The sequence below is a fragment of the Bacteroides thetaiotaomicron VPI-5482 genome (genome assembly GCF_000011065.1).
GTDB classification, from domain to species: domain Bacteria; phylum Bacteroidota; class Bacteroidia; order Bacteroidales; family Bacteroidaceae; genus Bacteroides; species Bacteroides thetaiotaomicron.
Window position 1 is genome coordinate 3,824,412 of sequence record NC_004663.1, and the last position, 14,349, is coordinate 3,838,760.

At 44.2% G+C, this 14,349-nt stretch carries 8 protein-coding genes; 7 read left to right on the top strand and 1 reads right to left on the bottom strand.

The genetic code is table 11. From position 1 onward, the window contains the following. The first annotated feature begins 4 nt into the window (after positions 1 to 4). The 7 genes from BT_RS15340 (at position 5) to BT_RS15370 (ending at position 13,650) form a co-directional block, all read left to right on the top strand. Positions 5 to 3,070 carry a SusC/RagA family TonB-linked outer membrane protein gene (locus BT_RS15340; RefSeq protein ID WP_011108592.1) on the top strand — a complete coding sequence of 1,022 codons (3,066 nt, stop codon included), beginning with the start codon at positions 5 to 7 and terminating at the stop codon, positions 3,068 to 3,070. A 39-nt stretch (positions 3,071 to 3,109) separates the two neighbouring features. Further along, on the top strand, positions 3,110 to 4,735 hold the full coding sequence (locus tag BT_RS15345; RefSeq protein ID WP_008767302.1) for a RagB/SusD family nutrient uptake outer membrane protein: 1,626 nt from the start codon (positions 3,110 to 3,112) through the stop codon (positions 4,733 to 4,735). 35 nt (positions 4,736 to 4,770) lie between these two features. Beyond that, positions 4,771 to 6,333, top strand: a complete 1,563-nt coding sequence (locus BT_RS15350; RefSeq protein WP_011108593.1) for a glycoside hydrolase family 30 protein — start codon at positions 4,771 to 4,773, stop codon at positions 6,331 to 6,333. Positions 6,334 to 6,358: 25 nt separating this feature from the next. After that, positions 6,359 to 7,537, top strand: a complete 1,179-nt coding sequence (locus tag BT_RS15355; protein WP_062695870.1) for a hypothetical protein — start codon at positions 6,359 to 6,361, stop codon at positions 7,535 to 7,537. A 189-nt stretch (positions 7,538 to 7,726) separates the two neighbouring features. Continuing rightward, the gene (locus tag BT_RS15360) at positions 7,727 to 8,917 is read left to right on the top strand and encodes a glycoside hydrolase family 130 protein (RefSeq protein ID WP_011108595.1); all 1,191 of its coding nucleotides are present in this window, start codon (positions 7,727 to 7,729) and stop codon (positions 8,915 to 8,917) included. A 250-nt stretch (positions 8,918 to 9,167) separates the two neighbouring features. Continuing rightward, positions 9,168 to 11,045, top strand: coding sequence for a sodium:solute symporter family protein (locus BT_RS15365; protein ID WP_011108596.1), 1,878 nt, complete (start codon positions 9,168 to 9,170; stop codon positions 11,043 to 11,045). Positions 11,046 to 11,175: 130 nt separating this feature from the next. Beyond that, complete coding sequence (locus tag BT_RS15370; protein ID WP_011108597.1) at positions 11,176 to 13,650, top strand: PQQ-binding-like beta-propeller repeat protein; 2,475 nt, start codon at positions 11,176 to 11,178, stop codon at positions 13,648 to 13,650. A gap of 13 nt (positions 13,651 to 13,663) precedes the next feature. Here the strand turns inward: BT_RS15370 and BT_RS15375 are convergent, their stop codons facing one another. Further along, the gene (locus BT_RS15375) at positions 13,664 to 14,290 is read right to left on the bottom strand and encodes an ORF6N domain-containing protein (RefSeq protein ID WP_011108598.1); all 627 of its coding nucleotides are present in this window, start codon (positions 14,288 to 14,290) and stop codon (positions 13,664 to 13,666) included. Positions 14,291 to 14,349 lie beyond the last annotated feature (59 nt).

A 14,349-nucleotide genomic window follows, 5' to 3' on the forward strand; every position in this document is an offset into this window, starting at 1 on the left:
AATTATGAGAAGAAAAATTTATTTTCTACTATTCTTTTTTCTTTGCCTGACTAGCATTCCACTGGCAGCCCAGGATATTGAAATAAAAGGAATGGTAACAGAAGCTACAACAAATGAACCCTTACCAGGAGTCACAGTCAGAGTGAAAGGTAAAGACACCGGCACAGTAACAGACATGGATGGTAAATACTCCATCAAAGCGAATAAAGGGAATATACTGATATTCTCAACAATAGGTATGAAACAAATAGAAAAAGCTGTCACGTCCGGAACTCCAATCAATGTATCTATGGAAGAAGATAATATCGCTCTGGAACAAGTAGTAGTGATTGGTTATGGTACAGTGAAGAAGAGTCATCTTTCGGGGGCTGTAGGTTCGGTTAGTGCAAAAGAACTTAACGGTCAGGTTGCTTCTAACGCAGCCACAGCCCTACAAGGGAAAATACCCGGAGTATCAGTAGCCAGTTCCAGTGGTGATCCCAATGGAAGTATGACGATCAATGTACGTGGTATCAGTTCTTTATCCAACAACAATCCACTTTATGTAGTAGACGGAGCATTTGGAGATATCAGTATGGTCGATCCTAACGATATTTCCTCTATCGAAGTTTTAAAAGATGCTGCCGCGGCAGCAATCTACGGTTCACGTGCAGCAGGTGGTGTTGTACTGATTACCACTAAAAGCGGTCGTAAAGACATGCCGACTAAATTAGATGTCAATTTCTTCACAGGAGTCAGCCAGACTCCCAAAACACTGAAAGTTTTTAATGGAGAAGAATACAGCCGCTTCGCACGCTACTACAAATTAGCAGGCGACGGTTATGGTGCAGAAAATGGAGCTACCCCTTTCATTGGAGAAGGCACAGACTGGCAAGACGTAATGCTGCGTACTGCCATGACTTATAAAGCCAATGCTACCATCAGCGGCGGTTCCAAAAACGGTTCTTACAGTTCGTCAGTCAGCTACCTTAATAAAGAAGGGATACTGCGCAACACTGATCATGAATCTTATAATATCCGTTTGAAAAGCGATTATTCATTCTTCGACAATCGCTTGACAATAGGTGAATCTATGATTGTAAATCTGACAAAAGGTAGTGGATACATTCATCAGGATACCATGTTCGATATCTTTCAGTTCCCGTCAGTAGTACCGGTATACGATCCTACAAACGCAGGAGGCTGGGGTACTTCCAATGACATCAATTTACCGAATCCATTGGCTGAAATGACAGTCAACGACGAACGGACAGAAACAACCAAGATTTTCCTCAATGCTTATTTACAGGCTGAAATCATCAAAGGACTAAAGTACAAACTCAATGTAGGTATCAGAAAAGAGCATACTAAGTGGCGTTATTACAAGGATGTATACGATTTAGGAACATTCGGTAAAAACGACAAGCCCGACCTTGAAGAAAAATCGTCAACATGGGAATCATGGGTATTAGAAAACACCCTGAATTATGACCGTACATTCGGCAAACACAATTTGTCACTCCTTGCCGGATACTCTGCCCAGAAAGACAAAAGTTACAGCCTTTATGGTAAAAATGGAGATATGCCCCAGTTCATTGAAACAATGCCGGGCAATGTAGATCCTTCCAACCTGAAAGCATCCAGTTCGCTGAATGAACTTGCATTGGTATCTCTGTTCGGACGTGTCATGTATTCCTTTGACGACCGTTATTTATTCTCGGCATCTATTCGCCGTGACGGTTCTTCACGTTTCAGAAGTGGACATCAATATGGTGCATTCCCTTCTGCTTCTATTGGATGGAACATCAACCGCGAAAAATTCTTTAAACCTTTAGAGAATGTATTCGATCAGTTGAAGCTGCGTTTTAGTTATGGTAAACTCGGTAATCAGGAGATGACCAGCTACTATCCGACACAAAGTGTAGTATCGGACGGCATGAACTATGTGATGAATAATTCGCCTTGGTTTGGTTCTATGCCATATGTGCAGGCAATCTCACCCGCCAATTTAACATGGGAAAATACGGAGACCTATAACATCGGTTTAGATGTCAGTCTGCTAAACGGACGATTGACGCTTACTGCTGATGCTTACGTTAAGAATACAAATGATGTGCTATTACCTATTCCTTCTACCGCATCTACCGGTATCAGCGGAAACTCTATTCAGAATGCGGGACAAGTACGGAACAAAGGATTCGAACTTGCGGTCAACTATCGCGGTGCCATCAAGGAAAAGTTCAACTATTACATCGGTGCCAATATCGCAGCCGACAAGAATGAAGTGACCAAAATAACATTAGGCGGACAAAACCTGATGATCTCCGGATACAGCGCACACGGTGCCGGTGGTCGCGGTATCAATATGTTTGCAGAAGGGCATCCGATGTCATATTTCAACCTGATCGAAACAGACGGATTATTCCGCTCGGCAGAAGAGATCGCTAATTATAAAAACAAAGACGGTGAACTCATCCAGCCCGCTGCACAAGTTGGTGATGTCCGCTACAAAGACTGGAACGGTGACGGCAAAATAAACACAGATGACCAGCATGACGTAGGAAGTCCGTTCCCCGATTTCACTTTTGGCATAAGACTCGGCGGCGAATGGAACAACTTCGACTTTAACCTTTTCTTTGACGGAATGGTAGGCAACAAGATATATAATTATCCCCGTTATCGCCTGGAATCAGGAAACTTCAACGGAAACATGAGTACCGTATTGGCCAATTCATGGAGACCGGACAATCAGAACACTGATATTCCTCGTTTCTCTAAGACTGACGGTGCAGACAACAAATGGGCATACACCGACAGATGGCTGGAAGACGGCTCGTACATACGTTTGAAAACATTGGACATTGGCTATACATTACCCAAAGTTCTGACAAAGAAAATCAAACTTGAAAACGTAAGAATATACACTTCAATGGAGAACCTGTTCACATTGACCAAATATTCCGGCTATACCCCCGACCTGGGTGAAAGTTCTGTCGCAGGTGTTGCTTACAATGTATTCTCAAGAGGTATCGACCAGGGACGCTATCCATTGCCCCGTACTATTTCTTTCGGAATACAAGTCAACCTGTAATACCTTAAATTAATATTAAACATTAAACAGTTTATGAACATGAAAAGAAATTGGTTATCATATATGTGCATGGCAGCTCTTTTTTCCGGAGCGCTGACATCGTGCAACGAATCCAGCTTTTTGAATCTGTCGGACCCCAATTACTTCACGGAAAGCAACTTCTGGAAAGATAAAGCAGATGCAGAAAGTGCTTTGGCAGCCGCCTATTCTCCGATAAAAGGAGCCATGTACGGATACTTCGGCGCATTTGACGGCTGGCTAAACTTAAACGGTCGTGGTGACGATATCTACACAATCAAAGGAGAAGAAGTTCCGATGTGGAATATTGCAAACTTCCTGAACTCGCCCTCTACCGGAAATGATCCTTACGGAGCGCTTTATTCAGGCATCCAGCGTGCCAACATCGTACTGCGGTATATTGATCAGATACCTGCATCAGGTATTACTGAAGAAGACCGCTCGATGATCAAAGGCGAAGCACTCTTTCTGCGTGGCTATCAATACTTCCTGTTAGTCAACAATTACAAAGAAGTGCCTTTGAGACTGATTCCATCCAACGAAGATGAAACCAATAAAGCCGCTGCTACAGAAGCTGCATTATGGGCACAAGTAGAAGAAGATCTGGATAACGCCATCAAATGCAACCTGCCAGTAGAACGCTCTACTGCCAAAGAACGCATAACTAAAGGTGCAGCTATTGCAATGCTGGGCAAAGTATATGCCACCCAACACAAATATCCGGAAGCCAAACAGCTATTAGGTACATTACTGAAAGCTCCTTATTCTTACGAATTGATGGACAACTTCGAAAAGAATTTCACAAATGAAGAAGAGTTCAATAAAGAATCCGTATTTGAACTGGCATACAGTCCGGACGGAGACTACTCCTGGAGCAATGAAAGCGGTATCTGTTTAGGTTGCTATATTCCTCAGTTTATCGGTCCGGTAAAATCCGGCGGATGGGCTAAATTAATGCCGAACTCCCTGATCGTAGGAGAGTTTACAAAAGAAACACGTCCGAGTGATGCAGATACCAAGTTTGACAAACGTATGTATGCCAGCCTCTTTTTTGATGCTGCCAACTATGGAGATAAAGTTCCTAACGAGAAATGGTATGGAAATAATTACTCCATGGATGATCTTTGGGAAGGCAATGAAGGAAAAATGGCAGGCGGAGCACCAAGTTTCAACGTCAATGGGACAGCAGGTAAGTTCCTGATAAAGAAAAATACTGCATATTATGTGGATGACAAGGCACCGGACAACATGGGCAACAAAGAAGGAAGGTCCAGCAATTTGCGCGTAATGCGCTTTGCCGAGGTACTGTTGCTTTATGCTGAAGCATGCGCCAAAACCAATGATCCGGATGGTGCCAACTATGCTTTAAAGCAAATCCGCCAAAGAGCAGGACTTACGGAAAAGACTTTTGCACAAGCTGAATTAATGAATGAAATAGAACACCAATGCTTATTGGAGTTCTTTGCGGAAGGACATCGTTTTGACGATTTGAAACGTTGGTATTCGCCCAGCGAAATTCAGTTGATCTTCAAGGCGAATGGAAAACAAGGTGCGGAAAACTTCCAGGAAAAACACCTTTATTATCCTATACCGACAAGTGAACTAAACAATAATACTGCCATGGAACAAACCAGTTTATGGAAATAAAAAACCTAGCAAGATTAACTTAATAAAGAAACAACATGAAAAAGATATATTCATTATTATTCGTATCCCTCTTTCTATTCATTGGATACTCTTGTGACGATGGAAGTCTGAGTCACAGTGACGTCTACATTCCGGACCCGGTAGAAGAAACAGACGAGGATGACGGATTCTCAGCCGAACCCACCACAGAAGCTGTCATCAAAGTACAGTTCGGAGAAGGGCACGAACATCAGATAATCGATGGCTTCGGATGTGCCTTTGCAGAGTGGTCACATCGTATATGGAACAACATGATGCGCGAAGATGTAGTCAATGATCTTTTCGGAGAAAATGGCTTGAAGCTGAATATTTTCAGAGGTGAGGTATTTCCACACTATCAGAACCCTACCACAAACGTCATTGACTTCGGAATGAACCGTACCTTCAATCTTGCAGCCAACGATCCCTCTATGATCAATGATTACTGGAGAGACTTTAACGGTTCCGGATGTGGCGAACAAGTACAATTAGGTCAAATGTGGCTGGTAGATATCCTGCAGAAAAAATATAAAGATGTGAAATTTATATTCTCTACCTGGAGTCCTCCCGGAACTATGAAATCTAACGGAAAGCCCTCAGGCGGTAGCCTGGCGTCCGGTGCGGAAGATGCATATGCTAACTATCTGATTGACTTCATCAAAGCATACACTGAAAAGTTCGGCATTGAGATATATGCAATATCACCATCTAATGAGCCTAACAGCAGTGGAACGGGATGGAACGGTTGTAGCTGGAGTTATACCAATCTGGCTAACTTCTGCCAGAAGAATCTTCGCCCGGCTTTAGATAAAGCAGGTTATCAAGACATGAAGATTATCTTTGGAGAGCACTCGTGGTGGAAAGCAGGAGTCACTTTTCTTGAAAATGGCTTGAAAGCCTGTCCCGATCTGGTTAACTCCAACATTATTGCAGCAGCTCACGGATACACATTAATTGGCAACACTGAGTTTGTACAATCACCACTCTGCGCTGAAAATAATATTCATTTATGGAATACGGAAACCAGTTCTACAGACACATACGATCCATCCTGGAAAAACGCGATGCAATGGGCTACTACTTTCCATAATTATCTGGCAGTTTCCAACCTGAACGCATTTATCTGGTGGGCAGGTGCACGTCCTTGTACGAATAATGAAGCGTTGATCAGACTGGAAGAAGCACTTCCCGGAACCAATTATGAAAGAGCGTCCCGCTACTACAGTTACGGACAATTTACTAAGTTTATCCCGGAAGGAAGCCGACGTGTGGATATCAAGACTGTTGCTCCCGAAGGTGACGAAGAAGCATTCCCGAAAGAACTGTTGATGACAGCTTACATCAAGGACGACAATTATACGATCGTACTGGTAAACAATTCTACAAGCAAGGCCTTCGAAACCAAACTGGAAATTGAAGGAAAAGAGTTTCAGACCATGATCTCATATACATCAGATGAAGGAGTTAAGTGGCAACGCAAAAAAGTAAATCCATCTCTCAGCGGATTGCGCTCCATTACAGTCCCTAAGTTTAGTGTAGTAACCATCACTGGTAAAATGAAAGATATTGAAGCTGAATAAATAGTCTAAATAAACAATGAATATCATGAAAAGAAATCTATTATATTTGGCAGGATTCCTGCTTGCAGCCGCTACTGTTTTCTCCGGCTGTAATGACGATGATCCATCCTATCACGACTTAGTGCCAAATACGCAGGAGTTGATCATTAATCTGGATGAGACCCCGGAAGGAATCATTCAAATAGTTCAAGGCAACGGCAATTATAAAATTACAAGTTCCAATGAAGATGTAGCAACCGCCATTGCCGAAGGTAACAAAATTAAAGTAACAGCTCTGAAGGCCGGTAGTACCGACTTATCTATTACCGACTGGGCTAAAATGAGTACCAATGTCAAAGTCATCGTCGATCAGTTAAGTGAACTGGTTTTGTCCAATTCGGCTACAACAATGTATCCGGGTGAAAACAAGACAGTCAATGTTTATACAGGAAACAGAGGCTACAAAGTAACAGTTGACAAAGAGTCTGTCGTGAAAGCTACAGTAGATGAAGAAGGACATATACAGATAGAATCTCTGGCACCAGGCAATGCAACAGTTACAGTGACCGACAGACTGAACAAGAGTGCAGAATTTTCAGTAAAAGTAATAAAGAAACTTGTAGTTGACAATAGTGAAGAAATTGCTTATTTGACAGTCGGTGAACCTTTGACAATCAAGATTCTGGACGGTAACGGAGGCTATACCTGCACAAATAATGGTTCCGCCACTTATCTGAAATGCACGATAGCGGAAAATGGAACAGATGTTATCATCGAAGGTCTTAAAAGATATCGTTTCAACAAGACGGTAACAATCAAAGACCAGGAAGGAGAGGCAATCAGCATCAATATAGTCTATATCGACGATCTTTATCTGGAGAATCCATCATATCGTTACTTAATAGCGGGGTCATCTTCTTATCAGTCTGTCTCTACCTCGACAGTGGGTTCCATTACTCATTCGGAAGAGTTCAATATGTCCGAAATTGTTATAAAAGGAACAGGAACTTATGCCAGCGGTTTTGCAGTTCAGTTTACAGGTGATTTGACGAAAGGCAACAAAGGTGATGCGGTACTGTATAAAGTAACAAGAAATGCAGTGGACAAAAAAGTGAAATATCCGATAGAAGATTGCCGGATCGATAAAGTGGAAGATGGTTGGTACTGGGTCAGCTTCTTAGAACCCAATTGCACCATCCGCTCTTATATGATTACCAAACAATAGTTTATAGACTTGACACATGTATTTTTTGAAAGTACCCCCATACTTTCAAAATGACAAAAGTACAAAGAGACTGTCCCTACAACACCGTATATCTCAGGTATGTCTGGCTTGCAAACAGTCTCTTTTGTCCTGTCAAGTAATACAAAAAGGATCGCAAGCCGATGCTTTACTCTAATTTTATGAATTGATATGAATAGATATGATAACAGACTACATATTCTCACGAAAGAATATGATGAGCTCATCTCACGTGAAAATGAAAAGATACTGCCCGGCAATGGTGTTTTTGAACGATACAAATATCCCATTCTGACAGCAGAGCACCCTCCGCTGGAGTGGAGATACGACTTCAATCCGGAAACAAATCCCTATCTGATGGAACGTTTCGGCATTAACGCCGTATTCAATGCAGGCGCTATCAAATTCAACGGGAAATATCTTGTTATGGCACGGGTAGAAGGACATGACCGCAAATCATTCTTCGCCATCGCAGAAAGTCCCAATGGTATCGACAACTTCCGCTTTTGGGAATATCCGGTACAACTGCCGGACCTATATCCGGAAGAAACGAACGTCTACGATATGCGTCTGACAAAACACGAGGACGGATGGATATACGGTATCTTCTGCTCGGAAAGCAAAGATCCGGACGCACCCGCAGGAGACCTCACCTCGGCCATTGCAGCAGCAGGAATCATACGCAGCAGGGACCTTAAAAACTGGGAACGCCTGCCCAACCTCGTCTCCCAAAGCCAGCAACGGAATGTAGTGCTGCACCCAGAGTTCGTAGACGGAAAATATGCATTGTACACCCGTCCGCAGGACGGATTCATCGATGCAGGCAGCGGAGGCGGTATTTCATGGGCATTGATAGACGATATCACTCATGCAGTGATCAAGAAGGAAATCGTCATAGAACAGCGCCATTATCACACGATCAAAGAAGTGAAAAACGGTGAAGGGCCTCATCCCATCAAGACTCCCCAAGGATGGCTACATCTGGCACACGGAGTCCGTGCCTGTGCTGCCGGGCTCAGATATGTCCTATATCTGTATATGACGTCTTTAGATGATCCAAGGAAGGTGATAGCCCAGCCGGGAGGTTACTTCATGGCACCTGTGGGAGAAGAAAGAACCGGAGATGTATCCAACGTGCTATTCTCCAACGGATGGATCGCGGATGAAGACGGAACGGTATACATCTACTATGCTTCCTCCGACACACGGATGCACGTAGCGACTTCTACGATCGAACGACTAATCGATTACTGCCGGCATACACCGGAAGACAGACTCCGTTCCACGACTTCCGTGAAAAGCATATACGATATCATAGAAGCCAATAAGCTCGTGATGTCGGAAAATGCCGTTGTATTATAGTTCCGAAAGCAGTATTATCATCTGTCTTTCAGGATGTTCCATTCTGCATGATGGATGTTAACAACTGAGTTGCAGGGTATTAACAGCTGACACGTCAAGTATTAACACCTGACGTGTCAGCTATTAAAGCCTGAGAAGTCAGATAAATAGTATCAGTATGAGTTAAAATAATATTTGTTTCTTCCCCACATTCGACCTACTTTTGTACCTGATAGATTATTAATGTACAAAACCTAATCAAAATAGCAACATGAAATTACACACATCCGATCTTCTGATCATCTGCGCCTACCTCATTGCCATGATTGTCATCGGACTCATACTGAAGAAGCGAGCCGCACAGAATATGGACTCCTATTTCCTGGGAGGCAAATCACTGCCCTTCTATATGCTTGGCCTGTCCAATGCATCCGGAATGTTCGACATCACCGGTACGATGCTAATGGTTTACTGGGCATTTGCCTACGGATTCAAAAGTCTCTGGATTCCCTGGCTGTGGCCGGTATTCAATCAGATATTCCTCATGGTTTATCTGTCGGTGTGGTTGCGGCGTTCCAATGTGCTCACCGGAGCCGAATGGATCAAAACCCGCTTCGGTAAAGGCAAGGGAGCGACACTCTCTCATACCATCGTTGTCGTATTTGCGTTATTAAGCGTACTCGGATTTCTGAGTTACGGATTCATAGGAATAGGCAAATTCATGGAAATCTTTATTCCCTGGGAAGTCATTTCACCCTACATTCCTTTCACGGTATCACCGGAGTATGTTCCGCATGTATACGGTATCTTCTTCACAGCTATCGCCACCTTCTACGTCATGTTGGGGGGAATGCTGAGCATCGTATGGACAGATGTCGTACAGTTCCTTATCATGACGGTGGCAGGCATCGTTATCGTAGTGATCGGTATGCAGATGGTGGCGCCGGATATGATACACTCCTTTGTACCTGCCGGATGGGATTCCCCTTTCTTCGGATGGACGCTCGATATTGACTGGAGCAGCCGGATGAGTTTGCTGACCGAACGAATGGCGAACGAACCTTACAGTCTGATAGGTATCTTTGTCATGATGGCGTTGCTCAAAGGCATCTTCATGAGTATGGCAGGGCCTGCGCCCAACTATGATATGCAGAAAATTCTGTCCTGCAAATCTCCCAAAGAAGCGGCGATGATGAGCGGTTCCGTATCCGTCGTGCTGTTAATTCCACGCTATCTGATGATTATGGGATTTGCATTACTTGCCATCTATTTCTTCAAGGAAGACGGCGGACTGACACAGATGGAGGTGACCCGCACGGACTTTGAGACAATTCTTCCCCATCTGATCACACGATATGTTCCGGCAGGATTTGCAGGATTATTATTGGCAGGTCTACTGGCAGCTTTCATGTCGACCTTTGCTTCTACCGTCAATGCAGCCCCTGCATATATCGTAAATGATATTTATCTGAAATACATCAACCCGAAAGCGAGTGTGAAGACACAGATACGCAGCAGCTATGTCATTTCCGTTGCAGTAGTGGTGGTGAGCACCGTCATCGGATTCTTCCTGAAAGATATCAATGAAATCTTTCAGTGGATTGTTGGTGCACTGTTCGGAGGATACATCGCAGCCAACGTACTGAAATGGCATTGGTGGCGTTTCAACGGTGAAGGTTACTTCTGGGGAATGACTGCCGGAGTAGTGGCCGCTATTGTGATGAAATTTACCGTTCCGGATGCATGGGTACTTTATTTCTTCCCCGTACTGTTCGGCGTCTCTCTGATCGGATGTATCATCGGGACTTACAGTGCTCCGGCTACAGATGAAGAGACTCTGATCAACTTCTACGTCAATGTACGCCCATGGGGATGCTGGAAGCCGATTCAGGAGAAAGCAATCGCCCGTTACCCGCATATTCAGGCGAATAAAAACTTCAAAAGAGATGCCTTCAATGTGGCGATAGGAATCATCTGGCAATGTACGCTTACCATCATTCCAATGTACCTCGTTGTCCGCGAACAGTTAGGGCTCTGGAGTTCTATCGCTTTGCTTCTGATTACCACGCTCATACTCAGAAAAACCTGGTACAAGCCTTTGTGTAAGGAAGAAGCGAGATACAACGAAGAGATGAAACAAATACGATAAGTATCAGCATAATTAATTTATATCATAAATTTAGGCACGGATGACACGGATTTCACGGATTTAAGAGATCGGTCAATTAAAAACCGCGTTAATCCGTGTCATCTGTGCCTAATAAAACAGAGAACCGATCATGAAAAGACTATCCGTAATACTCTTGTCATTTTTACTATATCTTCCGCTGTGCGCACAATTTAAAGGAACCGTCTATGTCGACATCAATCAATCGGGCACATTCGACAAAGGAGACAAACCGCTGGAGGGAGTGATGGTAACAGACGGAATGAACGTAGTAAAAACAGATAGAAAAGGCCGGTTCTCCTTATCGGGATTCGAGAAAACCCGATTTATCAGCATCACTACGCCTGCCGGATTCGAGACACAGCAATTCTACCTCCCTGTCAAGGAGGACAGGAAAAGCTATGATTTTATAGTGACCGAAAGCGAACGGACCAAGGGCAGAGAACACTCCTTTATCCATATCACCGACACGGAAGTGACCGGAGGAGTGGGGCGTTGGGTCACCGACCTACAACAATACATAAAGAACGAACAACCGGCTTTTCTGATTCATACCGGAGACATCTGCTACGAACCGGGACTCACAGTGCACAATCAAATTGTGAATGCACAAACAATGGACTGCCCCGTCTATTACTGCATAGGCAACCACGACCTGGTGAAAGGCAACTACGGCGAAGAACTTTATGAATCGATTTATGGCCCGACATGGTATTCGTTCGATGTCGGCAACGTGCATTATGTCGTTACTCCCATCGACCACGGAGACAACCCGACCGATTACACGCAAAGGGATGTATACAACTGGCTGAAGAATGACCTCGCCCTGATGAAGAAAGATCAGGCGCTTGTTCTTTTTAACCACGACCTGTTTACTCCCGGCGATAACTTCGTATTCAAGGCAGACAAAAAGGATATCCTCGACTTTCGTACCTTCAACACGAAAGCACAAATTTACGGACATATGCACTACAACTACGTCCGCAATCAGAAAGGCATTTATACCATCTGCACCGGCACACTGGACAAAGGAGGCATCGATCACTCCCCTTCTTCATTCAGAGACATAAAGATAGATGCCAACGATCACCTCACAACGCAACTGCGTTATACTTTCATCGAACCGCAAATCGCTATTGTTTCTCCGATGAAGAATCAAGCAGCCCCCATACATCCGGAAACCGGCTATCAGCTTCCGGTCTCGGTCAACACCTATAACTCACAGGCAAAAACATCGTCTGTTTCTTATGTGCTGAGCAATCCGGAAGACAACCGGGAAATAGCCAAAGGCAACCTGTCGCCCCTCACCGACTGGAACTGGAGCGGAAATATTCAAATACCCGCTAACGAAAACGGAAAGAAACTGAACCTGACAGTGACTTCATCCTTCAACGACGGAAAGGAAGCGACTGCCACCAGTCAGTTCCTTTATCAGAAAGATTTCAAATCGACTGCTATCGCAGGGAAGGACTGGAATACCCTACTTCAGAACGCAAGTCACTCCGGTGGAATAAATGACTCCCAAATCAAACTCCCCCTGCAACTACAATGGACAGCGAACACAGGAAGTAACATCTTCATGACCTCCCCCCTCATCGCCGGACAAAGAGTATTCATTGCCACTACCGATGATAACACGTCGCTCAACACTTATATCTGTGCATTCGACTTCCATTCCGGCAAACAACTATGGAAGTTCCGCACGGAAAACTCGGTAAAGAATACCATTGCCTGCGAAAATGGAATCGTTGTAGCCCAGGATGCCTCCTGCAATCTGTACGCCCTCGACGCAGCATCCGGAAAACCACTGTGGCAACAATACATCAACTTAAAGAACTATCCCTATCTGACCGAAGGACTGACAATTGACAAAGGAATCGTCTATGCCGGAATCGGTGCCGGACTTTCAGCCTACGACCTGAAAACAGGAAAAGTGATATGGACCAACACGGACTGGAAACAACGGGAAGGCTCGACCACCACGTTAACCATCGCCGGAGACGTACTAATCAGTGGTACCCAATGGGGAGGACTGTATGGCAACGACATCCGCACTGGCAAACAACTCTGGAAGCTCTCCGACAACGGACTCGGCAACCGAGGTGCTTCTCCGGTCTACAAAGACGGAAAATTATGGCTCATCTCCTCCAAAAGCTTTTTCCTGATAGAACCTCAAACCGGTAAAGTACTCCAGCAAAAGGAACTGTCCGCCAATCTGGACGTGACATCTACTCCACTCGTAACCGAACAAGAGATTATCTTCGGCAGCGCAGACCGTGGAGTTTTCGCTCTCGACAAACCGACTCTTTTCATCAAATGGAGAGCCGAGACTTTGCCTTCTCTTGTATACACTGCTCCTTATTCTTCTACGCCGCAGGCGGGAGTAGAAACAAGCCCTGTATCTTCACAAGGAATTGTCTATATCGGAGCTTCCGACGGGTATTTATACGCCATCGACCAGTCAACAGGGATTATCAAAGACAAGTTGTACTTCGGAGCACCAGTTTTCTCAACGATAGCCGTATCGGGAAACAGAATGATAGTTTGTGACTTTGCCGGCAATGTTTACTGCTTTGCATCTAACTAAATTTGCCGGCCTCTCACTCTTCCTTATCATAATGAACGAAACCAATCGGTTTACGTTTCTTATGCTGGGGTACTTGTTTCTGTTTATCAGCCAATTGCGATAAAGCTAAATAGATGCCGTCCAATTCTTTGCGGGTATCTTCGCTAAGGTCGTTGATTGCCTCCAATGTTTCCTCACCTATCTGATTGATCATTGCGAAAGCTTTGCAACCTTGATTCTCCAACTCTTGTATGCGCTGTTTCAGCTCTTCTATTTCTTCATTCTTGGCTTCACTAGCCAATACATATTGGCGGATACTGACAAAAGCACGCATAATATTGATATTTACCCTAATGGCTACTTCCGAATGCAGGACACTTGAAAGCATGGCTACACCCTGTTCGGTAAAAGCAAACGGCTTGTAAGCACTGAAGTTATACTGGGGTGTCCCATTTTGGGATACCCTACTGGATAACAAAGAGTTAGCCTCTTCTGTCGAGAGTTCAAACATAAAGTCAATAGGAAAACGGTCAATGTTACGTCTTACGGCACGCTTTAACAAGCGGGTTTCTGTTGCATACAATTCCGCCAAATCGAAATCGAGCATCACCTTCTGCCCTCTGATCTCATATATTTTATTCTGAATAATCTGCAGTTCCATTTGTGTTATAGTTATTTCTGACAAAGGTACTCCAAATATCAGTCCAAGCAACGATTCAC

Coding starts and splice junctions, on each gene's coding strand:
- BT_RS15365 (WP_011108596.1), top strand. CDS start 9,168: ATGAAATTACACACATCCGATCTTCTGATCATCTGCGCCTACCTCATT.
- BT_RS15345 (WP_008767302.1), top strand. CDS start 3,110: ATGAAAAGAAATTGGTTATCATATATGTGCATGGCAGCTCTTTTTTCC.
- BT_RS15375 (WP_011108598.1), bottom strand. CDS start 14,290: ATGGAACTGCAGATTATTCAGAATAAAATATATGAGATCAGAGGGCAG.
- BT_RS15350 (WP_011108593.1), top strand. CDS start 4,771: ATGAAAAAGATATATTCATTATTATTCGTATCCCTCTTTCTATTCATT.
- BT_RS15355 (WP_062695870.1), top strand. CDS start 6,359: ATGAAAAGAAATCTATTATATTTGGCAGGATTCCTGCTTGCAGCCGCT.
- BT_RS15360 (WP_011108595.1), top strand. CDS start 7,727: ATGAATAGATATGATAACAGACTACATATTCTCACGAAAGAATATGAT.
- BT_RS15370 (WP_011108597.1), top strand. CDS start 11,176: ATGAAAAGACTATCCGTAATACTCTTGTCATTTTTACTATATCTTCCG.
- BT_RS15340 (WP_011108592.1), top strand. CDS start 5: ATGAGAAGAAAAATTTATTTTCTACTATTCTTTTTTCTTTGCCTGACT.